General features: G+C 67.5%; 18 protein-coding genes and 1 tRNA gene. 11 read left to right on the forward strand and 8 right to left on the reverse strand.

Annotation, left to right across the window (positions count from 1 at the left end; genetic code table 11):
* Nucleotides 1–468: 468 nt before the first annotated feature.
* Complete coding sequence (locus tag ABE434_RS16810; RefSeq protein ID WP_346479633.1) at nucleotides 469–2,214, forward strand: S8 family peptidase; 1,746 nt, start codon at nucleotides 469–471, stop codon at nucleotides 2,212–2,214.
* A 76-nt stretch (nucleotides 2,215–2,290) separates the two neighbouring features.
* On the opposite strand, the gene ABE434_RS16815 is transcribed toward ABE434_RS16810, so the two are convergent.
* From ABE434_RS16815 to wrbA, 3 genes are all read right to left on the reverse strand, one after another.
* Nucleotides 2,291–2,776 (reverse strand): asparaginase domain-containing protein, encoded by a 486-nt coding sequence (locus ABE434_RS16815; RefSeq protein WP_121044584.1) that lies wholly within the window; start codon nucleotides 2,774–2,776, stop codon nucleotides 2,291–2,293.
* A gap of 103 nt (nucleotides 2,777–2,879) precedes the next feature.
* Nucleotides 2,880–3,227 carry a DUF2069 domain-containing protein gene (locus ABE434_RS16820; RefSeq protein ID WP_346479634.1) on the reverse strand — a complete coding sequence of 116 codons (348 nt, stop codon included), beginning with the start codon at nucleotides 3,225–3,227 and terminating at the stop codon, nucleotides 2,880–2,882.
* Nucleotides 3,224–3,814 (reverse strand): NAD(P)H:quinone oxidoreductase, encoded by a 591-nt coding sequence (wrbA, locus tag ABE434_RS16825; protein ID WP_019186096.1) that lies wholly within the window; start codon nucleotides 3,812–3,814, stop codon nucleotides 3,224–3,226. The genes ABE434_RS16820 and wrbA overlap by 4 nt, the downstream gene beginning before the upstream one ends.
* A gap of 105 nt (nucleotides 3,815–3,919) precedes the next feature.
* Here wrbA and ABE434_RS16830 point away from each other — a divergent pair, with 105 nt between their 5' ends.
* Nucleotides 3,920–5,194, forward strand: coding sequence for a YihY family inner membrane protein (locus ABE434_RS16830; protein ID WP_346479635.1), 1,275 nt, complete (start codon nucleotides 3,920–3,922; stop codon nucleotides 5,192–5,194).
* Complete coding sequence (locus ABE434_RS16835; RefSeq protein ID WP_346479636.1) at nucleotides 5,191–5,754, forward strand: TlpA disulfide reductase family protein; 564 nt, start codon at nucleotides 5,191–5,193, stop codon at nucleotides 5,752–5,754. Before ABE434_RS16830 ends, ABE434_RS16835 begins: the two co-directional genes overlap by 4 nt.
* A 111-nt stretch (nucleotides 5,755–5,865) precedes the next feature.
* Here the strand turns inward: ABE434_RS16835 and ppk2 are convergent, their stop codons facing one another.
* From ppk2 to hemA, 4 genes are read right to left on the reverse strand one after another with little or no spacing between them, the layout of a single operon-like run.
* Complete coding sequence (ppk2, locus tag ABE434_RS16840) at nucleotides 5,866–6,645, reverse strand: polyphosphate kinase 2 (protein WP_346479637.1); 780 nt, start codon at nucleotides 6,643–6,645, stop codon at nucleotides 5,866–5,868.
* A 51-nt stretch (nucleotides 6,646–6,696) separates the two neighbouring features.
* Entirely contained in the window at nucleotides 6,697–8,406 is a 1,710-nt protein-coding gene (locus tag ABE434_RS16845) for a tetratricopeptide repeat protein (RefSeq protein ID WP_346479638.1), read from the reverse strand.
* Between the two features lie 25 nt (nucleotides 8,407–8,431).
* The gene (gene prfA, locus ABE434_RS16850) at nucleotides 8,432–9,517 is read right to left on the reverse strand and encodes a peptide chain release factor 1 (RefSeq protein WP_176990860.1); all 1,086 of its coding nucleotides are present in this window, start codon (nucleotides 9,515–9,517) and stop codon (nucleotides 8,432–8,434) included.
* Complete coding sequence (gene hemA / locus ABE434_RS16855) at nucleotides 9,495–10,793, reverse strand: glutamyl-tRNA reductase (RefSeq protein WP_176990861.1); 1,299 nt, start codon at nucleotides 10,791–10,793, stop codon at nucleotides 9,495–9,497. Before hemA ends, prfA begins: the two co-directional genes overlap by 23 nt.
* A gap of 65 nt (nucleotides 10,794–10,858) precedes the next feature.
* On the opposite strand from hemA, the gene ABE434_RS16860 reads away from it, so the two are divergent.
* The 8 genes from ABE434_RS16860 to ychF all read left to right on the forward strand — a co-directional run bounded on the left by ABE434_RS16860 (nucleotide 10,859) and on the right by ychF (nucleotide 17,926).
* Entirely contained in the window at nucleotides 10,859–12,547 is a 1,689-nt protein-coding gene (locus ABE434_RS16860; RefSeq protein WP_346479639.1) for a tetratricopeptide repeat protein, read from the forward strand.
* Nucleotides 12,544–13,203 carry a lipoprotein insertase outer membrane protein LolB gene (lolB, locus tag ABE434_RS16865; RefSeq protein ID WP_176990863.1) on the forward strand — a complete coding sequence of 220 codons (660 nt, stop codon included), beginning with the start codon at nucleotides 12,544–12,546 and terminating at the stop codon, nucleotides 13,201–13,203. The genes ABE434_RS16860 and lolB overlap by 4 nt, the downstream gene beginning before the upstream one ends.
* Before the next feature lie 2 nt (nucleotides 13,204–13,205).
* Nucleotides 13,206–14,069, forward strand: coding sequence for a 4-(cytidine 5'-diphospho)-2-C-methyl-D-erythritol kinase (ispE, locus tag ABE434_RS16870; protein WP_346479650.1), 864 nt, complete (start codon nucleotides 13,206–13,208; stop codon nucleotides 14,067–14,069).
* A gap of 9 nt (nucleotides 14,070–14,078) precedes the next feature.
* A tRNA-Gln gene (locus ABE434_RS16875) sits at nucleotides 14,079–14,155 on the forward strand.
* A gap of 136 nt (nucleotides 14,156–14,291) precedes the next feature.
* Nucleotides 14,292–15,251, forward strand: a complete 960-nt coding sequence (locus tag ABE434_RS16880; RefSeq protein ID WP_026070235.1) for a ribose-phosphate diphosphokinase — start codon at nucleotides 14,292–14,294, stop codon at nucleotides 15,249–15,251.
* A gap of 111 nt (nucleotides 15,252–15,362) precedes the next feature.
* A complete protein-coding gene (locus tag ABE434_RS16885) occupies nucleotides 15,363–15,977 on the forward strand; it encodes a 50S ribosomal protein L25/general stress protein Ctc (protein ID WP_102789571.1) in 615 nt (204 codons plus the stop codon).
* 81 nt (nucleotides 15,978–16,058) lie between these two features.
* A complete protein-coding gene (pth, locus tag ABE434_RS16890; RefSeq protein WP_179460844.1) occupies nucleotides 16,059–16,637 on the forward strand; it encodes an aminoacyl-tRNA hydrolase in 579 nt (192 codons plus the stop codon).
* A 197-nt stretch (nucleotides 16,638–16,834) separates the two neighbouring features.
* Nucleotides 16,835–17,926, forward strand: coding sequence for a redox-regulated ATPase YchF (gene ychF, locus ABE434_RS16895; protein WP_088434937.1), 1,092 nt, complete (start codon nucleotides 16,835–16,837; stop codon nucleotides 17,924–17,926).
* A 563-nt stretch (nucleotides 17,927–18,489) separates the two neighbouring features.
* Here ychF and ABE434_RS16900 read toward each other — a convergent pair.
* Nucleotides 18,490–21,237 carry a TonB-dependent receptor gene (locus ABE434_RS16900; protein ID WP_346479640.1) on the reverse strand — a complete coding sequence of 916 codons (2,748 nt, stop codon included), beginning with the start codon at nucleotides 21,235–21,237 and terminating at the stop codon, nucleotides 18,490–18,492.
* Between the last annotated feature and the right edge of the window lie 24 nt (nucleotides 21,238–21,261).

Below are 21,261 nucleotides of genomic sequence, written 5' to 3' on the forward strand. Positions count from 1 at the left end.
CACTACAGGATGGTCGGGAGCCGGCCAGCGGCCGGCACTACAGGATGGTCGGGAGCCGGCCAGCGGCCGGCACTACAGGATGGTCGGGAGCCGGCCAGCGGCCGGCACTACTGTCCTGCGGTGGCAGTGGCGTAAGTCATTGATGCGCAAGTGGTGTCCCGGTTTTGTCGCGCGTGACAGCCATTTCAGACAATCCGTGGCGCAATCGGACCACCCGAAAGGCCGTGAGGTCCTTCACTTTCACAAACCCTCGACCCGGAAAGTCTCAGATCCGACATTTCATGTGACTGAAGTGCAGCTGAAACGTTGTTGATCGGCCAGCCAGCCACTAGCGTCGGGTTGGGCGGTTTGATTCAGGGGAACCGATCCACTCACCCGGCCGATCCGCGCCATCGATTTCAGCAGCCCCGGATCGGACCTGGATTCTCAGCCGCGACGACGGCATTCACTGTCTGAAAGGGAAATCCGATGTCTCATGTCTCGCAACACCGTTTGCGTCAGCGTGCATTGGTTGTACTGGGCGCGTCCGTTCTCTCGACCCTGCTGCTGGCCACCCCGGCGTTCGCCGGCGATGTGCAGTTGAGCGGCCTGTCCTCGGCGCCGACCCATCAGCGCTTCATCGTGAAGTACAAGGATGGCAGCACCGAGGTCGCCACGCCGACCGCGCTGGCCAGCTCGCTCAAGGCTGCCGCCGCGGCGGTGCCGGCCGCACAGGGCCGCGCGCTGGGACTGCAGAAGCTGCGTCAGCTGGCGATCGGCCCCACCGTGGTCAAGGCCGACCGGCCGCTGGACCGTGCCGAAGCCGAGTTGCTGATGCGCCGCCTGGCAGCCGACCCGAGCGTGGAATACGTCGAGGTCGACCAGCTGATGCAGGCCACCCTGGTGCCCAACGACACGCGTTTCTCCGAGCAGTGGGGCTTCGGCACCAGCAATGCTTCGATCAACGTGCGCCCGGCGTGGGACAAGGCCACCGGCACCGGCGTGGTGGTCGCGGTGATCGACACCGGCATCACCAACCATCCCGACCTCAACGCCAACATCCTGCCCGGCTATGACTTCATCAGCGACGCGGCGATGGCGCGCGATGGCGGTGGCCGCGACAACAACCCCAACGACGAAGGCGACTGGTACGCCGCCAACGAATGCGGCTCGGGCATTCCGGCCTCCAACTCGAGCTGGCACGGCACCCACGTGGCCGGTACCGTCGCGGCGGTAACCAACAACAGCACCGGCGTGGCTGGTACGGCCTTCAATGCCAAGGTCGTCCCGGTGCGCGTGCTCGGCAAGTGCGGCGGCTACACCTCCGACATCGCCGACGCGATCGTCTGGGCCTCCGGCGGCACCGTCAGCGGCGTCCCGGCCAACGCCAATCCCGCCGAAGTGATCAATATGTCGCTCGGCGGTGGTGGCAGCTGCTCCACCACCTACCAGACCGCGATCAATGGCGCCGTCTCGCGCGGCACCACCGTGGTGGTCGCCGCGGGCAACAGCAACACCAACGTCTCGTCCTCGGTGCCGGCCAACTGCGCCAACGTCATCGCCGTCGCCGCGACCACGTCGGCCGGCGCCCGTGCCAGCTTCTCCAACTACGGCACCGGCATCGACATCTCGGCGCCGGGGCAGGGGATTCTCTCCACCCTCAACAGCGGCACCACGGTCCCGGGCAGCGCCTCGTACGCCTCCTACAACGGCACCTCGATGGCGGCCCCGCATGTCGCCGGCGTGGTGGCCCTGGTCCAGTCCGTCGCCCCCACCGCGTTGAGCCCGGCCTCCATCGAGAGCCTGCTCAAGAGCACTGCACGTCCCCTCCCGGGTGCCTGCTCGGGTGGCTGCGGCGCAGGCATCGTCGACGCCGATGCGGCGGTGACGGCGGCGCTCAACGGCACCGGCCCGGGACCGGGTACCGGCACCGTGCTGCAGAACAACGTCCCGGTCACCGGCCTCGGCGCCGCCAGCGGTGCCTCGCTGGCCTACACCGTGGCCGTGCCGTCGGGCAGCAGCCAGTTGAAGGTCACCATCGCCGGCGGCAGCGGCGATGCCGATCTCTACGTCCGCTCCGGCAGTGCCCCGACGGATACCGTCTACACCTGCCGCCCGTACCTCAGCGGCAACAACGAAACCTGCACGATCAGCGCCCCCGCGGCCGGCACCTGGCATGTGCGGGTGAAGGCCTACTCGACCTTCTCCGGGGTCACCCTTACCGCGCAGTACTGATCGCTTTCCCATCGCACCAACGCAGAACGCCCCGGCATGCCGGGGCGTTCGTTCGATCAACATGCTGCGCCAATGATTACGCCGCTTCGAACCGGTTGGCCGCCACGTTCTTGCGCACCTGCTCTGGATTCCAGATGCGGCCGTTCATCGCAATGTACACACCGCTCGGCAACGACTGCACCGCACCGATCGCACACCCGATGTTGAACTCCGCATCCGAGCCACGGAAGCGCGCCGGGCTCAGCGCACCGGTCATCACGATCGTCTTGTCGGTGATCGACTTCAGCACCTGGCCGGTCTGCACCATGGAGTCGGTCCCGTGCGTCACCAGCACATGCCGCGTCGGCTGCGCCGCGATCGTCGCGCGGATCAGCTCGCGGTCATCGTCGGTGATGTGCAGCGAATCCTTGCGCAGGATCGGAATCACATTGAAACGGAAGGTCACGCCCAGCTCGCGCAGGATCATCCCGATCTGCGGATCACCGATCTGATAGTCCGACTTGTCGTCGAAGTAGATCTTGTCGATCGTGCCACCGGTGGTGATGATCAGTAGTTCTTCCATTGCAAGCATCCTGGGTACCAGACAGAAGGGCACGGAACCGCCGCGCCGACCCGTAGATGATACGGCTGCCGCCCGCCGGATGCAGGCCCGCGACGCCGGACGGTCAGCCAGCCGTTTTCTTCTGCCCGAAGCGCCGCCGCAGCCCCGGCGTGCTCGCCACCGCGATCACGGCCAGCGCAAGCCCGAGCTCGATCCAGGCCCACAGCGCCACCTCCGGATGGCTCCAGGCGCTCATCACCCCGTGGCTGAACCAGAACAGCGCCAGTACCCCGGCCCAGAACATCGCCTTGCCGCGCCGCACCAGCACCCCCAGCGCCAGCAGCAGCGGCGGCAGGGTGAACACCAGCTGGGTGGCCAGCCAATGCTTGTCCTGCGCGAACCAGACCGCGAACAGCACCGCCAGCGCGACCAGCAGCAGGGCAAGGACGATTTCCTGCGCCCGCGTGCTCACGCCAGCCGCCGTGCGATATCGGCCACCCGCCGCCCCAGCGCCCGCGCCAGGATGCTTTCATCCTCGCTCGGCACCGGATTGTCGTCCGCGCCGGCGACATGGCTGGCGCCATACGGCGTGCCGCCGGTGGTGGTGTGGCTCAGCGCCGGCTCGGTGAAGGGAATGCCCACGATCAGGCAGCCGTGGTGCAGCAGCGGCACCTGCATCGAGAGCAGGGTCGATTCCTGCCCCCCGTGCAGTGACGCCGTCGAGGTGAACACCCCCGCCGGCTTGCCGGCCAGCGTGCCGTTCACCCACTCCGCGCCCAGCCCGTCCAGGAAATGCTTCACCGGCGCGGCCATGTTGCCGAACCGGGTCGGGCTGCCCAGCAGCAGGCCCGTGCACTCGGCCAGGTCGGCCACGCTCACATACGGTGCGCCGTCCTCGGGCACCGGCGGCAGCGCCGTCTGGGTTACCGCCGCCACCGGCGGCACCGTGCGCAGGCGCGCGCTCATGCCCGGCACCTCACCGATGCCGCGGGCAATCTGGCGGGCAAGCCGTGCCACTGAACCGCCACGGCTGTAGTACAGCACCAGGATCTCCGCCATTTCGCTTCCATCTCGTCGAATCCGATGCGGCCAGTATGGCAACGCAGCCCGCTGAGGGCGAGGTCCGTGCATGCCGCACACCCGTCATCGGGTACCCTTGCGCCGATGGAACCTCTCGATACGATCAACCTGTGGATCGAACGCGTCCGGGACCGCGCGCGCGCGACCAGCTTCGGCCGCTTCCTGTGGCGCCGCTTCCTCGATGACCGCCTGTTCCAGGCAGCCGCCTCGCTGGCCTATACCACGGTGTTCGCGCTGGTGCCGCTGGCCATCGTCGTGTTCGGGGTGCTCTCCGCGTTCCCGGTGTTCGACCGCTGGAGCGATACCCTCAGCGACTACGTGTTCTCCAACTTCGTGCCCAACGCGGCGCGTGCCGCCGAAGGCTACCTGCGGCAGTTCTCGGCCAGTGCCGGGCAGCTGACCGCCGCAGGCTTCATCGCCCTGGTGGTGTCGCTGCTGATCACCCTCAACAGCGTGGAGGAAACCTTCAATCAGATCTGGCGGGTGAGCTCCACCCGGCCGAAGCTGACCCGCTTCCTGGTCTACTGGACCGTGCTCACCCTCGGCGCGATGCTGGCCGCCGCCTCGCTGGCGGTCTCGGCGCGGGTGTTCGCGCTGCCGCTGTTCGGGACCAGCGAAGGCCGCTGGCTGGCCAACGTGTCGTTGACGGTCGCCCCGATCCTGATCGAGTTCATCTGCATCATGCTGGTCTACCGCGTGGTGCCGCACCACACGGTCAAATGGCGGCATGCCATTCCCGGTGCGATCCTGGCCGCGCTCATGCTCGAGCTGGTCAAGTGGGGCATGGGCGCCTACCTGGGCAGCTTCCAGTCCTATCAGAAGCTCTACGGCACGGTCGCCTTCGTGCCGATCCTGCTGCTGTGGATCTACCTGTGCTGGGTGTCGGTGCTGCTCGGCGCCTCGCTGGCCTCTTCGATCGCCGCGTTCCGCTATCAGCCGGCCGACCTGCGCCTGCCGGTGGGCTATGAGATTTACGGCCTGCTGCGCCTGATCGGCCGGTTCCACCAGGCACGCGCCGAAGGCCGCAGCCTGGATGACGACGAGATCCTGAGGCTGGAGCCGATGCTGACCGACTCGCTGCTGCAGACCCTGCTCTGCGACCTTGAAGCGATCCGCGTGGTCCGTCGCGACGAGCGGGGCGAATGGCTGCTGGCACGCGATCTGGACAAACTCACCCTGGCCGACCTGTACGAGACCACGCAGATGCGGATCCCGATCAAGGAAGCCTACCTGCCGTATCGCGACGACAGCCTCGGCACGGCCTCGGTGGCCGCGCTGGACACGCTGCGCCTGCCGCTGCGCGAACTGCTCAAGCGGCGCGTCAGCGACATCTATACGACCCCCGGAGACAAACCATGACCGCCAAGCCCCTGCTGCTGGCTCTCGGCCTGCTGACGCTGGCCGCCTGCAACAAGCCCGCCGCCCAGAGCGAGGCCACCGCGCCCGCCGCCCCGGCGCCGATCGAAGAACCGGCCGCGGCGCCGACGGAGGCCGTTCCGGCCACCGAGCGCAAGACCGTCGAACAGCCCACGCTCAAGGCCAAGGCGCTGGATGGCACCGAGTACGACCTGGCCGCGCACCGCGGCAAATGGGTGGTGGTGAACTTCTGGGCGACCTGGTGCGCGCCGTGCCGCAAGGAAATGCCCGAGCTGTCCGCGCTGCACGCGATGCGCAGCGAGATCGAAGTGGTTGGCCTGGCCTTCGAGGACATCGAGCCGGCCGAGATGAAGGCCTTCCTGGAGAAGCGTCCGGTCACCTATCCGATCGTGATCGTGGATACCTACAACCCGCCGGAAGACTTCGCGATCCCGCGCGGCCTGCCGATGACCTACCTGATCGCGCCGGATGGCAAGGTCGCCAAGGAGTTCCTCGGCCCGGTCACCGCGCATGACATCGAAGCGCGGATCAAGGAAGGCTGATCCTCACGGGCATGCCGACGGATACCCGGCATGCCTGTGCCTCGCTGTGCGCGGTAGATCCACGCCATGCGTGGATACGGGATGCATGAAGCATCCACGCATGGCGTGGATCTACCCGACGATGAAGGGTTCAATCGGCTTCAAGACCCCGAAGTGCTCCTTGTGCAGCTTGCCCTTCAGCGGCGGCAGCGCCAGCACCGGTTCGTCCACCCGGGTATCGGGCAGGCGGTCGAGCAGGTTGCGGATCAGGCCCAGGCGCCCGCGTTTCTGGTCATTGAAGTCGACCAGGGTCCACGGCGCCGCGTCGTTGTGGGTCGCGCGCAGCATCGCTTCGCGGCTCTCGGTATAGGCGCTGTACTTGCTGCGTGACTTGAGATCCACCGGCGACAGCTTCCAGCCCTTGAGCGGATCGAGGTGACGCTCGGCGAAGCGCTTTTCCTGCTGCGCCTGGTCCACGCTCAGCCAGTACTTGAACAGCACGATGCCATCGTCGATCAGCAGATTCTCGAACACCGGCGCCTGCGCCAGGAAGCTGCGGTACTGCGCTTCGGTGCAGTAGCCCATGACATGCTCGACGCCGGCACGGTTGTACCAGCTGCGGTCCATCAGCACGATCTCGCCGGCCGCAGGCAGGTGGGAGACATAGCGCTGGAAATACCATTGCGTGCTTTCGCGGTCGGTCGGCTTGGGCAGCGCGACCACCTTGCACTGGCGCGGATTGAGATGCTCGGCGATCGCCTGGATCGCGCCGCCTTTGCCGGCCGTGTCGCGGCCTTCGAACAGCACCAGCACGCGCTGCCCGGTGTGCTGCACCCAGCGCGCCATCGCCGCCAGTTCCAGTTGCATCGGTTCCAGCAGGGCCTGGTACTCCTTGCGCTTGAGCTTGCCCATCGGCGTGCCTCGGTGATCCACGGGGAAGCCCGAGCCTAGCGCAGCCGATGCTCAGGCGATGTGTGGGCCATGCCAGCCACGCTCACGGGCAAGCGCTTCAATCATCTCGGCGATGTCATGCGCGAAGCCGGCCATGTCGAACAGCCCACTGTCCTCGCGCCGGTGGGCCAGCGTGGCGCGCGCCGCCTCCAGTGCAGCCGGGTCGTTGCCGAGCCGGAGGGCGGTGGCCACGAACGCCGCGTCGTCGGCCACGTTGAAATCGTGCATGCCCAGGTGATGGTTGAGGCTGCCGGCCACCCGCGAGGCGAACGTCGTACCGGGGCAGGTCAGCACCGGGCAGCCGGCCCACAGCGCATCCGAGGCGGTGGTGTGGGCGTTGTACGGATGCGTGTCCAGGAACAGGTCGGCGTGCTGGTAACGCGCCAGATACTGCAGGTGGGGCAGGCGTGGCATGAACACCAGCCGCGCCGGATCCAGCTGTGCCTGGCGGGCCGCGCTGCGCAGCCGCGCATCCGCATCGCCCGGGCCGGACAGCAGCCACAATACGCTGCCCGGCACGCCCTGCAGCACCGCGAACAGCCGCTGCATGCTGCGCGGGTTGAGTTTGTAGCTGTTGTTGAAACAGCACAGCACCACGCCGTGCGCGGGCAGGCCACAGGCCTCGCGCGCGGGCACCGGCTCCAGCACCCGGGTGTTGTCCGACGGCTGGAACGCGCGCGGCAGCCGCCGCACGTTCTCACTGAAGGCCGGCGCCATCGCCTCGGGAAGCACGAAGGCATCGGCCAGCACATGATCGATCCACGGCGCGCCGGAGGTACCCGGATAAGCCAGCCAGTTGATCTGCACCGGGGCCGGGCGCATCGCCAGCACCTGCGGGGTACCGCCGCCGCCCCAGCCGCGCAGATCGAACAGCACATCGATGCCGGCCTCGCGGATGCGCCGGGCGATGATCTGGTGCGGCTGCGTGCTGACATCGTGCAGCGTGTTGGCCGCCTGCTGCAGGCGCTGTCGGATGGGGCTGCCGTCGTCGCCGGTGAGCGCGAACAGATGCAGCTCCAGCGTGCCGAGCGCACGCAGCTGTTCGAACAACGCGACGGTCAGCAGGCCGGTCGGATGTGCGCCGAAGCCGTTGGAGAGAAAGCCGACCCGCAAGGTGCCCTGCGGCCGCACCGTGCTCGGGGGCAGGCGCGCAATGCCCTCGGCCAGGGCGGCCGCGCGCTGGCGGGCGCAGGCGAGCTGCTCGGCGGCGCTGCTGTCTTCGCTGAGGAAAGCGAACGGTTCGACCACCGCCTGGCCCTGCGCGACGGCCTGGCGGACCTGCGCCGACAACCGCTCCAGATCGCGCCAGTCGCACAGGCGGCGCTGCCAGTTGAGCAGCTGCGCGGTGATGTAGGGCTCGCCCGGCAGCAGGCGATGCGCATGGCGATAGGCATCGGCGGCCGCTTCGGGCTGGCCGGCATCCTCCAGTGCGTGGCCGAGCCACAGGGTGATGCCGGGATGTTGTGGGGCGCGATCCGCCGCCTGGCGCAGCAGCGTGGCCGCTTCGCCGTGGCGGCCCTGCATCCAGCGTGCGCGACCCAGCCGGGCCAGCGCCTCGGGATGGTCGCCGCGCAGCTGCAGGGCGCGCGTGGCGGCCTGTTCGCCCGCCCGCACATCGCCGGCCTCCAGCTCCGCGTCGGCCAGCATGACCCAGGCGATGAAGTCCGCCGGTTGCCGCTGCACGGCCTGGCGCAGCTGCAGGCGCTGCGGATCGACACTCATCGCTGCCGCTCGGCGGCCGCCATGCTCAGTTGCCTTCCGCGAGCCGGGCCAGCTCGTCGGCCTGGTGTTCGTGGGTCAGGCGGCTGACCAGTGCATCCAGATCGCCGGTCAGGATGTTGGGCAGGTCGTACAGGGTCAGGCCTTCCACGCGGTGGTCGGTGATCCGCCCCTGCGGGAAGCTGTAGGTGCGGATGCGCTGGCTGCGGTCGCCACTGCCGACCTGCAAGCGGCGGCTTTCGGCCTGGGCCGCGGCCTGCTTGCTGCGCTCGGTATCCAGCAGCTGCGCCTTGAGGCGCTTCATCGCCTTGTCGCGGTTGGCATGCTGGCTGCGTTCGGTCTGGCACTCCACCACCACGCCGCTGGGCAGGTGGGTGATGCGGATCGCCGATTCGGTCTTGTTGACGTGCTGGCCACCGGCGCCGGAGGAGCGGTAGGTGTCCACACGCAGGTCGGCCGGGTTGATCACCACGTCCTCGACATCGTCTGCCTCGGGGATGATCGCCACGGTCGCGGCCGAGGTATGGATGCGCCCCTGCGACTCGGTCGCCGGCACGCGCTGCACGCGGTGCGTGCCCGATTCGAACTTCAGTCGCGAGAACGCGCCACGGCCCACCACGCGCGCCACGACTTCCTTGTAGCCGCCGTGTTCGCCCGGGTTGTCTGATTCGATTTCGACCTTCCAGCCCTGGCGCTCGGCATAGCGGGCGTACATGCGGAACAGGTCGCCGGCGAAGATCGCCGCCTCGTCGCCGCCGGTGCCCGCGCGCACTTCCAGGAACAGGTTGCCGTCATCGCGCGGATCGCGCGGTACCAGCAGCAGGGCCAGTTCTTCGTCCAGCTGCTGCAGGCGCTGCTGCGCGGCGGTGATTTCCTCGTCGGCCAGCTCGCGCAGGTCCGGATCGTCGCGCATCGCTTCGGCGGCGGCGAGATCGGCCTTGGCCCGGCCTTCGTCGGCCAGCGCGGTGGCGACCGGCTCCAGCTGCGAGAACTCGCGCGAGAGCGCGCGGAAACGGTCGTTGTCGCCGACCACGGCGGGGTCGGACAACAGGCGTTCGAGTTCTTCGCGGCGCTCGGCCAGCGCTTCGAGCTTACGGCGCAGGGTCGGCGTCATCTTTCCTCGCTACATCATTACGCACGGCAGGGTGCTGGTAACCCGGCTTGGCCGGGAACAGGCGCTCGGCGGCGCGGGTGAGTTCAGTATCGCCGCTGAGCGCGGCCGCGCGCAGGGCGGCGGTGGGCGGGTGCAGCAGGCGGTTGGTCAGGCCGTGCGCGAGCAGCTCAAGCACTTCCTCCGGCGATTTGCCGTGCGCCAGCTGCTGGCGGGCTTTCTCCAGCATCTCCACGCGGGTCGCTTCGCCATAGGCGCGCAGCTGCCGCAGCGGGGCCTGGTGCGCGCTGGCCTGCAGGGTTTCAACGAAGCGCGCGACCTGCAGTTCGATGATCGCCTCGGCCTCGGCCGCAGCTTCCCGACGGCTGCGGCGGTTGTCTTCGACCGCGCGCTCCAGATCGTCGACGGTGTACAGGAAGGCGTCGGCCAGTTCGCCCACGCCGGCCTCGATGTCGCGCGGCACGGCCAGATCGAACAGCAGCATCGGCTTGTGCTTGCGGGTCTTCAGCGCGGCGGCCACCTGCGCCCGGGTGATCACCGGCTCACGCGCGGCCGTGGCCGAGAACACCACGTCGGCCTCGCCCAGATGGCGGTCCAGCTCGCTCAGCGGCAGGGCGACCCCGCCGTGGCGGCTGGCCAGCTCCTGCGCATGCGCGAGGGTGCGGTTGGCGATCAGCAACCGGCGCACGCGCCCTTCGCTGAGGTGGCGCGCGGCCAGCTCGATGGTCTCGCCGGCGCCGACCAGCAGCACGGTGGAATCCTCCAGCCGCGCGAACGAGTTCTGCGCCAGGCGCACCGCGGTGGAAGCCACCGAGACCGGGTTGGCGCCCACGCGGGTATCGGTGCGGGCGCGCTTGGCCACGGAGAAGGTCTGCTGGAACAGCCGGTCCAGGCGCTGGCCGAGCAGGCCGTGATCGCGTGCCAGGGCCCAGGCATCCTTCACCTGCCCGAGGATCTGCGGCTCGCCCAGCACCATCGAGTCCAGCCCGGTGGCGACCCGGAACAGGTGGCGGACCGCATCGGCGTCGGCGTGCTGGTAGAGGTAGCCGTGCAGGGTGCCGGCGTGCGACTCCAGCCACTGTGCCAGCGCGTCACCGGATTCGGCCACCGCGTACAGCTCGGTGCGGTTGCAGGTGGAGAGCAGGACCGCCTCGGCCACCTGCGGGGTATCGCGCAGCGACGCCAATGCCTGGGGCAGGGCGTCGCCGCCAAAGGAGGCGCGTTCGCGCAGTTCCACTGGCGCGGTCTGGTGATTCAGTCCGAGCACCCACAGGGTCATTGTTCAGTTGCTTGCGATAAGCTGCTGGCCATTCAAGTCGTCATTTTAAGGCTCAGATGCCCCCGATGCCCGCATTGATTCGCATCTCCAGCGTTCTGCTGCTGTCTTTGTTCACCGCCAACGCCCTGGCCGCCCCTCCGGCAGCCCCGGCCAAAGCCAAGGACAGCGCGGCCGAGGCGATCCCCCTGGCCCCGGTCATGGCGGGCGAATTCGCCCTGCAGGCCGGCAAACTGGGCGATGCCGCACGCTGGTACCTGGAGGCGGCCGAGGCCAGCGACGGCGATGCCGGGCTGGCCGAGCGCGCCGCCCGGATCGCCATGCTGGCCAACGATGACAAGCGCGCCGCCCGCGCGCTGGCCCTGTGGGAGCAGCGCGCACCGCGCTCGCTGGCCATGCGCAGCAGCACGGCCGCGCTGGACATGCGCCAGAACAAGGTGAAGGCCGCCCGCACCGAGCTGCAGGCCCTGCTCAGGGATCCCGACCCGACCGCGTGGAAGTTCGCGATCGGTGCCCTGATCAGCGGCGGCAGCGATCCGAAGGTGCCGGCCCAGGTGCTCGGCGAGCTGGTCGATGCCAATGCGATTCCCGACCGCCTGGAGGTCTGGCAGGAGTTCGGCCGCCTGGCGATGCGCATGGAGCAGCCCGAGCTGGCCCGGCGCATGGTCGATGAGGTGGTCAGGCGCTTCCCCGATGAACCGCGCGTGGCCCTGCTGCATGCCAGCCAGCTCAACCAGGCCGGCAAGACCGATGAGGCCCTGGCCCTGTTGAAGGGCGTGGAGCCCAAGACCACCCGGGACCCCGAGCTGCGCAACGCGGTGGCGATCTCCTACGACCTGATGGGGCAGCCTGCGGCGGCCGAGCGCGTGCTGGCGGTCGGCCCGCAGGACGTGCAGACCTACGGCATGCGCGCCTCGCTGCTGGCCAAGCAGAAGGACGATCCGGGCCTGCTGGCGCTGTATACCGATATCTCGAAGCAGGCGACCAAGCCGGATCCGGCCCAGCGCCTGCTGCTGGGCAAGATCGCCGAGTACCTCAAGCGCTATGAGGAGGCGGTCAACTGGTACCACAGCGTGCCCGGTGGCCCGGAACGCGATGAGTCGCGCCTGCGCGCGGCCAATGCGCAGAACGAACTGGGCCGCACCGACACGGCACTGGCCGAGGTGCACGCGATCCAGTCCGATGCGACCGTCGATGACGATGCCCGCCGCGATGCCTATCTGTTGGAAGCCGAGCTGCGCCAGCGCGGCAACGACGATGCCGGCGAGCTGGATGCGCTGGCCCGTGGCCTGGCCGCGTATCCGGACGAGAACGCGCTGCTGTATGCCCGCGCGCTGGCCTGGGAACGCCGCGATGACATCCCGCGTGCCGAGGCCGACCTGCGCAAGGTGTTGGTCACCGACCCGGAGAACATCGCCGCGCTCAACGCGCTCGGCTACACCCTGGCCGACCGCACGCAGCGTTATCAGGAGGCACTGGAGCTGATCGACCGCGCGCGCGTGGCCGAGCCGGACAACGCCGCCATCGTCGACAGCTACGGCTGGGTGCTGTATCGCCTGGGCCGCAATGAAGAAGCGCTGGTGCAACTGCGCCGCGCCTGGACCCTGTCCAAGGACCCGGAGATCGCCGCGCACGTGGGCGAGGTGCTGTGGGTATTGAACAAGAAGGACGAGGCGCGCCACTTCTTTGAAGAGGCCCGCAAGCTCGACCCGGACAACCGCGCCCTGCAGCGCGTGATCGAGAAATACGGCGTATGAATCTGGTGTCCCTGAAGGCCGCGTTCGCCGCGGCCGTGGCGTTGTCGCTCTCCGCCTGCGTGTCGCTGGATGAGCGCAAGGCCCCCTCCGCTCCGACCGTGGTCAACACCGTCTCGGCCGCTGCACAGCAGGCCGAGACCGAACGCGTCGCCGCCGTGCGCGCGCAGCCGGCCTGGTCATTCCAGGGCCGGGTGGCAATCAGCAAGGGGCGCAATGGTGGCAGCGGCCGCATCGACTGGCAGCAGCAGGCGGCCGGGTATGTGGTCGAGCTCAGCGCGCCGGTCACAAGGCAGAGCTGGAAGCTGACCGGCGACAGCCATCACGAGGGCGGCCGCCTGGAAGGTCTGGAAGGCGGCACGCGCGAGGGCGAGGATGCCCAGCAGGTGCTGCTGGAGGCCACCGGCTGGGATATCCCGGTCAACCAGCTGCCCGATTGGGTGCGCGGCCTGGTCGCCGACGCGGCCCCGGCCGAGCGCATCGAACGCGATGGCGACGGGCGCCCGCGTCGGGTGCAGCAGATGGGCTGGGAGATCCAGTACCTCGACTGGTACCCGGCCGAAGCCGGTCGCCCGGTGCTGCCGCGCCGGATCGAAGCGGTCAATGGCGACGCGAAGGTGCGCCTGGTGGTCGACAGCTGGGTACTGGCCGGCCCATGAGCATGCTGGATGCGGCCGATGGCGGGTCGACCTGGCCGGCCCCGGCCAAGCTGAATCTGTTCCTGCACATCACCGGGCGGCGCCCGGACGGCTATCACCAGCTGCAGACCGTGTTCCGGTTGCTCGACTGGGGCGATCGCATCCGCCTGCGGGTGCGGGACGATGGCCGGATCCGGCGTGAAGGCATCTCGGTCGCCGGGGTGGCCGAGGCCGATGATCTGGCGGTGCGTGCCGCCCTTCTGCTGAAAAATGCGGCGAATGTCGCCCAAGGTGCCGACATCGGCATCGAAAAAGTGGTGCCGGCGGGTGGCGGCTTCGGCGGCGGTTCGTCCGACGCCGCTACCGTCCTGGTCGCCTTGAACCGTCTCTGGAACACCGGGCTGGACGTGGATGCGCTCGCCGCGCTGGGTCTGCAGCTGGGCGCGGACGTGCCGGTCTTCGTGCGCGGGCACAACGCCTGGGCCGAAGGCGTGGGCGAACTGCTCACCCCGATGGCGTTGCCGCCGGCCTGGTTCGTGCTGGTCCATCCGGGCGTTCACGTGCCGACACCGGCACTTTTCGCATCACCGGATTTGACGCGGGATGCCCCAGTGGCGAAAATAGCGGACTTCGCTTCCGGGTCTTTGCTCGGGAATGCGTTCGAGCCGGTCCTGCGCCGCCGCGAACCTGCCGTAGAGGCAGCGCTCGCAGCGTTGAGCAGTATCGGCCGGGCACGACTCACCGGGTCGGGAAGCGGTTGTTTCGTCGAGTTCGCCACGCGCGCTGCTGCAGAGCAGGGCCTGGCGCAATTGCCGAAGGAACTGCGGGCATGGGTGGCTGCGGGCGTGGAGCGCTCGCCACTGCTTGATGTACTCGAGCGTTACTGATTTTGATGCAGGGGCGTCGCCAAGAGGCCCAAGGCACCAGGTTTTGATCCTGGCATTCGGAGGTTCGAATCCTCCCGCCCCTGCCACTAGCGGATATCTGCCGCGACTCCATGCGCATGTCTGCGCGGGCGCGGTGCATACGCCGCGGTGTTGTCACCGCAGACACCTCCGGGTGCCGGCGGCCCAGTTCTCCGCCAATCGCTCCCGCCCGAGACCGTCATGATGCAAGAACACCCCAACCTGCTGGTATTTTCCGGCAACGCCAACAAGCGCCTTGCGCAGAGCATCTGCAAGGAACTGGGGGTGCGGCCTGGCAAGGCATTGGTGTCGCGCTTCTCCGACGGTGAGGTGCAGGTCGAGATCGAGGAAAACGTCCGCAAGCAGGACGTCTTCGTCATCCAGCCGACCTGTGCGCCCAGCGCCGAGAACCTGATGGAACTGCTGGTCCTGATCGATGCGCTCAAGCGCGCCTCGGTCAACAGTGTCACCGCCGTGGTGCCGTATTTCGGCTACTCGCGCCAGGATCGCCGCATGCGCTCCTCGCGCGTGCCGATCACCGCCAAGGTGGCTGCAAAGATGTTCAGCGCTGTCGGGGCTGACCGGGTTCTGACGGTGGATCTGCATGCCGATCAGATCCAGGGCTTCTTCGACATGCCGGTGGACAATGTGTACGCCTCGCCGCTGCTGCTCGCCGATATCTGGCGCGCCTACGGCACGGAGAACCTGATCGTGGTGTCCCCGGACGTGGGTGGTGTGGTGCGCGCGCGCGCTGTCGCCAAGCGCCTGGACGATGCCGATCTGGCGATCATCGACAAGCGCCGCCCGCGCGCCAACGTCTCCACCGTGATGAACATCATCGGTGACGTCGAAGGCAAGACCTGCGTGATGGTCGATGACATCGTCGATACCGCCGGCACCCTGTGTGCGGCTGCTGCAGCCCTGAAGGCGCGTGGCGCCCTCAAGGTCGCCGCGTACTGCACCCACGCCGTGCTCTCGGGCCCGGCGGTGGACAACATCAACAACTCCCAGCTCGATGAGCTGGTGGTGACCGACACCATCCCGCTGCGTGAAGAGGCGCGGGTGTGCAGCAAGATCCGCCAGCTCAGCGTGGCGGAAATGCTGGCCGAGACGATGCGCCGCATCGCCTTCGGTGAGTCGGTCAGCTCGCTGTACGTGGATTGATTTTTCCGCCCGCCGGCAACGGCGGGTGGTTTCCCGGGGACATCTGGTCGCGGATGTTCCCTCATCGCTTCGCCATCACGGCGGGGCAAACAACGAAGGTAGTAAACCAGCATGGCCAAGAATCATGAAATCAAGGTCGTCCAGCGCGAACTGCAAGGCAAGGGTGCGAGCCGCCGCCTGCGTGGCGCTGGCCAGATCCCGGCGATCATCTACGGCGGCGACGTCGAGCCGAGCGTCATCCAGCTCAACCACAACGAAATCTGGCTGGCCCAGCAGAACGAGTGGTTCTACTCGTCCATCCTGGACCTGAACCTGGACGGCAAGGTCACCAAGGTGCTGCTGCGTGACATGCAGCGCCACCCGTTCAAGCAGCTGATCCTGCATCTGGATTTCCTGCGCGTGAACGAGAACGAAGCGCTGACCGCCAACGTCCCGCTGCACTTCATCAACGAAGACACCTCGCCGGCCGGCAAGGCTGCCGACGTCGTGGTCACCCACGAACTGAAGGAAGTGAGCATCACCTGCCTGCCGAAGGACCTGCCGGAATCGATCGACGTCGACCTGGCCGACCTGAAGGCTGGTGACGTGATCTACCTGTCGGACATCAAGCTGCCGAAGGGCGTCGAGATCCCGGCCCTGGCCCAGGGCAAGGACCATGACGACGCGATCGTCACCGCCAAGCTCGGCAAGGAAGAAGCTGCCGACGAAGCGCCGGCTGCAGAGTAAGTGATTGCGGCGCCTGTCCTTCGGGGCAGGCGCCGTTTCTGTATGTACCGGCACAGGGCTGGTACCGACGAAAGAAGAGTAATGACAGGATTGCGATTGATCGTTGGTCTGGGCAACCCCGGACCCGAGCACGCCCAGACCCGGCACAATGCCGGGTTTCGTTTCATTGACGCCCTGGTCGAACAGGCCGGCGCGCGCTGGAGCGTGGACAGCAAGTTGTTCGGCGAGACCGCCAAGGTCGACATCGCCGGCCAGCCGGTATGGCTGCTCAAGCCCGCCACCTTCATGAACCTCAGTGGCAAATCGGTCACCGCGGCGCAGCGCTTCTGGAAGATCGAACCGGAAGAGACGCTGCTGGCGCACGACGAGCTCGACCTGCCGCCCGGCGTGGCACGGCTCAAGTTCGACGGTGGCCACGGCGGCCAGAATGGCCTGCGCGACACCATCCGCCTGCTTGGCCATGGCCGGTTCCACCGCCTGCGCATCGGCATCGGCCATCCCGGCCACAAGGACCGCGTGGTCCCGTGGGTGCTGGGGCGTGCCAGCAAGGATGATGATGTGCTGATCGGGCATGCGGTCAACGATGCGATCGACGTCCTGCCGCTGGCGGTACGCGGCGATTTCAGTGAAGCGATGAAGCGGCTGCACACCCCGAAGTAGCGTGACCGGTAACTGACGTGACCGGTAGGTGCCGACCGTTGGTCGGTACGGAGACGTTACCGGTAGGTACCGACCGTTGGCCGGTACGGAGGCGTGACCGGTAGGTACCGACCGTTGGTCGGTACGGAGAATGATTGGAAAAGCAGCGCCGAACGTCGCTGCTTCCCCAATCACTTTCACCCCAGAGGTTGTCAAAGATGGGTATCAAATGCGGCATCGTCGGTCTGCCCAACGTCGGCAAATCGACCCTGTTCAATGCGCTGACCAAGGCGGGCATCGCGGCGGCCAACTTCCCGTTCTGCACGATCGAACCGAACGTCGGCATCGTGCCGGTGCCGGATCCGCGCCTGAACGAGCTGGCTGCCATCATCAACCCGCAGAAGGTCATCCCGACTGCGGTGGAGTTCGTCGACATCGCCGGCCTCGTCGCCGGCGCGGCCAGTGGTGAGGGCCTGGGCAACAAGTTCCTGGCCCACATCCGCGAAGTGGATGCGATCACCCACGTGGTGCGCTGCTTCGAGAACGCCGACGTCATCCACGTCAACAACAAGGTCGACCCGCTCTCGGACATCGACACCATCGATACCGAACTGGCCCTGGCCGATCTGGACAGCGTCGAGAAGGCCCTGAACCGCGCCGAGCGCGCTGCCAAGGGGGGCGACAAGGAAGCGGCCGCCCGCAAGCCGGTGCTGGCCAAGCTGCAGGCCGCGCTGGCCGACGGCAAAGCCGGTCGTACCGCCGGCCTGGACGAGGAAGAGAAGGCGCTGGTCCGTGACCTGTTCCTGCTGACGCTCAAGCCGGTGATGTACATCGCCAACGTGCTGGAAGACGGCTTCGAGAACAACCCGCACCTCGATGCCGTGCGTGCCCGTGCCGCCGAAGAGGGCGCGCAGGTCGTGCCGGTGTCGGCTGCGATCGAAGAAGAGCTGTCCCAGCTCGACGACGAAGACCGCGATACGTTCCTGGCCGACCTGGGCCTGTCCGAGCCGGGCTTGAACCGCGTGATCTACGCGGCCTACCAGCTGCTGGGCCTGCAGACCTACTTCACCGCAGGCGTGAAGGAAGTCCGCGCGTGGACCGTACGCAAGGGCGCCACCGCCCCGCAGGCCGCCGCCGTCATCCACACCGACTTCGAGAAGGGCTTCATCCGCGCCGAAACCATCGCGTATGACGACTTCATCAAGTACAAGGGCGAAGCCGGTGCCAAGGAAGCGGGTCGTCTGCGTCTGGAAGGCAAGGAATACCGCGTCCAGGAAGGCGACATCCTGCACTTCCGCTTCAACGTCTGAGTTCCTCGCCCGTTGATGCCCGAACGCCCCGCCTCGCGCGGGGCGTTTGCGTTTGTGCCGAGCACATTCCGCACCAGAGTGGGCTGGATAAAAAATGACCAGGCATCGAAACCCTTGCCTGGTATGTCTCCGCCTCACTTGTCCACAGCAAACCCCCACGCCTCTCCACGCACCGTGTGGAAAACCCCTGCGCGGTAGTGTCGGCCGCTGGCCGGCACCCCGACGCACCCGCCCGCAAGCCACGTGGTCAATTTATGACCACCACTGAAAACCGTTGCAGTGCATTGCTCACCCGGGGTTGTCCACAGCAAACCCCCATCGCTTTCCACGGTGCGTGTGGAAAACCGCGATCTGCGGCTGGACAAAATATCGCCACGCCCTGAAAGCGTTGCGCTGCATGGCTTGCATGCACTTGTCCACATCAAACCCCCATGGGTTTCCACGGGGTGTGTGGAAAACAGGAAGCGCCCACCCGCAACGCGAGGAGCCGGCCAGCGGCCGGCACTACCGGTACATGAGGAGCCGGCCAGTGGCCGGCCCCACCGGGGCCCACCGAACGGCGCTTACAGCGCCGAGCCGCCAAACTTGTGCGTGTACTGCAGGTTGATCGTGCGGCCCACCGTATCGAACCAGGACACGTCGTAGTACGGATACGGCGTATACGTCGCATCCTTCGGCGGCAGCTTGTTGGCGATGTTGACCACCGACAGCGACAGGCGCGAATGATCGTCGAAGCGGTACTGCAGCGACACGTTGTAACGGTACGTCGCGCCGATCCAGGGGCTGTCGCCGCTGTCCGGATCGAAGCTCTGGTCGTAGCTGTCGTAGGTCGGCAGCCTGCCCAGGCGCGAGCCGTACAGCGTGGCCGACCACGCCGCGTTCTCCCAGGTCACGCTCGCACTGGTCTTGGTGCGCGGAATGTCGAAACCGCTGTTGACCGCGAACTGGTCCTCGACCACATCGCCCTCGAACTGCTGGAAATCGTGGGTCTTCACCCAGGTGTGGTTGCCACTGAAGATGAAGTCGCCGATCCCGGTGCCCAGGCGGTAGCGCAGGCCCACGTCGATGCCGCGCGTGGTCTCGCGCGCGATGTTGATCGGGCTCACATGCACGCCATAGAGGCGGCCATCGCTGGTGCGGGTGACCCGGCTGATCGCATCCACGCAGGTCGGCGAGGCCGCATCGGCGCCGCCCAGGCGGCAGGCCGCCTCATCGCGCAGGATCGTGCTCACGTCCATGTCCTGCACCTGGTCGCGCATGTCGATGTCGAACCAGTCCACCGACAGGTCCAGCCCCAGCGCTGGCGACCACACAAAGCCGGCACTCCACGAGGTGCTGGTTTCCGGATCCAGCCTGCGATTGCCTTCGCGCGTGCGGATCAGGTTCTCCTCGTAATCCGAGCAGTCATCACCGCCGTCCGCCGCACAGGCGTAATAGTCGTTGGCGCTGGTTTCGTCATTGCCCGGGCCGGCATAGACGTAGTGCAGGTCCGGCGCGCGGAAGGCGGTGCCGTAGGAGCCGCGCACCAGCAGGGTCTCGATCGGGCGCCATTCCAGGCCGCCGCTCCAGGTCGCCTTGCCGATGGTGTTGCCCGAGTAGCGGTACTGGTCGAAGCGGCCGGCCACGCTGAGGTTGAACGTGTCGTGCAGCGGCAGGCGCAGCTCGGCCGCGGTCGCCCAGCGGTTGCGGCTGCCGTGGCCGTCCGAGTCCTTCCAGCTGTAGTAGTAGTACTGCGTCGCCAGCGGGTCCGGGTTCAGTGCATAGGACTGGTTGCCGAACTCGGCCGTCGCCGCGAAGCCGGCCTTGCCGCCCGGCAGCTCGAACAGCTCGCCGTTGGTCAGGGTCAGCGCGGCGGTATCGGTGCGCGACTTTGGCGTATAGGTGGTGCGTGCGGCGATCGCGTCGTACTCGCTGCGGCTCAGCGGCCGATACAGGCGCGCCGGGTCGGCATTGAAGACCGGGAACACATTGTCGTCGTCATCGGTGTACTCGCCCAGCTGCTCGCCCAGGAACAGCGCATTGGCCTTGGCGGCGATGATCTGCGGCCAGCGGATGCGGGACTGGTACTGCGAGTGGCTCAACGACGCCTCGTACTCCCAGTCCGCACCGAGTGCGCCCTTGAAGCCGGTGGTCACGCTGAAGGTCTTCTGCGTGCTGCGCACCATGCCGTTGTTCAACCCGCCCATCTCTTCCGGAGAGAACTGGCGCTGCCAGAACTCCACCTGGTCGGTGGCCTGGTTGTAGAAGTAGCCGTCTTCATTGCCGTCGGCGGCCATGCGGCCCCATTGGGTCACATCGCGCATCAGCGCCAGGTCGTGGTAACCCATCTGCACATCGGCGAACCATTCCGCGCCGTTGTCAAAGGCGTAGCGCAGCGCGGCATAGCCGTTGGCGCCGCGGCGCTTGCTCAGGATCGTGCCGTAGCCGATCGACCGGTCGCTGCCGCAGTAGAAGCCATAGCGCGCACGCTCGGCGTACTGGGTGCTGCCGTTGTTCTGGCCGGCCAGCGCATCGCAGGTGGCCTGGCCCGGATCGAGGTAGTCATCGTTGTAGTCGGTGCGCAGGTAGGCGCGCCGCGCGGCACGCGCGCTCTCGGTCGGCGCGTCCAGCGTGGAATCCTGCTGGCCACGCTCATACGCCCACAGCGGGGTCTGCGACTGCAGTTCCAGGCTGTAGACCGCGCTGAAGCGGCCGGCGTCGAAGCCACTGGCGATGCTCATGTCGAAGGACTCACCGCCGCCTTCGCTGGTGGTGCCCATGCGCATGTCGACCGTGGTGCCATCGACCTGCTTCTTCAGGATGAAGTTGACCACGCCGGCAATGGCATCCGAGCCGTAGATCGCCGAGGCGCTGCCGGTCAGCACTTCGATGCGCTCGATCATCCCGATCGGGATGTTGGAGACGTCGGTGAAGTTGCTGCGGCCCTGGAAGGGCATCGGGAAATCGGCGATGCGGCGGCCGTTGACCAGCACCAGGGTGTGGTTGGGGCCGAGGCCGCGCAGGTCGACCTGCTGCGCACCGGGGGAGAAGTCCGCGCCGCTGGAGGACTGCTGGCTCTGGGTCTCACCCCCGTTCTGGGTCATCGAGCGCAGCACGTCCGGCACGCTGGTGAAGCCGCTGGCCTGGATCTGCTCGGCGGTGATGACGGTGACGGGGGCCGGCCCCTCCACGTGCGCGCGCGGGATGCGCGAGCCGGTGACCTGCACCGTATCCAGTTGCTGCACCCCGGGGGCGGAGGTCTGGGCAGCCGCGGTTGCGGCCACACCCATCAACGCCAGCTGGATCGACCACGCCATCGCCTGTTTACGCATGAGAATTCTCGAGAAGAAAGTGTC

This window comes from Stenotrophomonas sp. TWI1183, from assembly GCF_039673115.1.
GTDB lineage: Bacteria > Pseudomonadota > Gammaproteobacteria > Xanthomonadales > Xanthomonadaceae > Stenotrophomonas > Stenotrophomonas maltophilia_AA.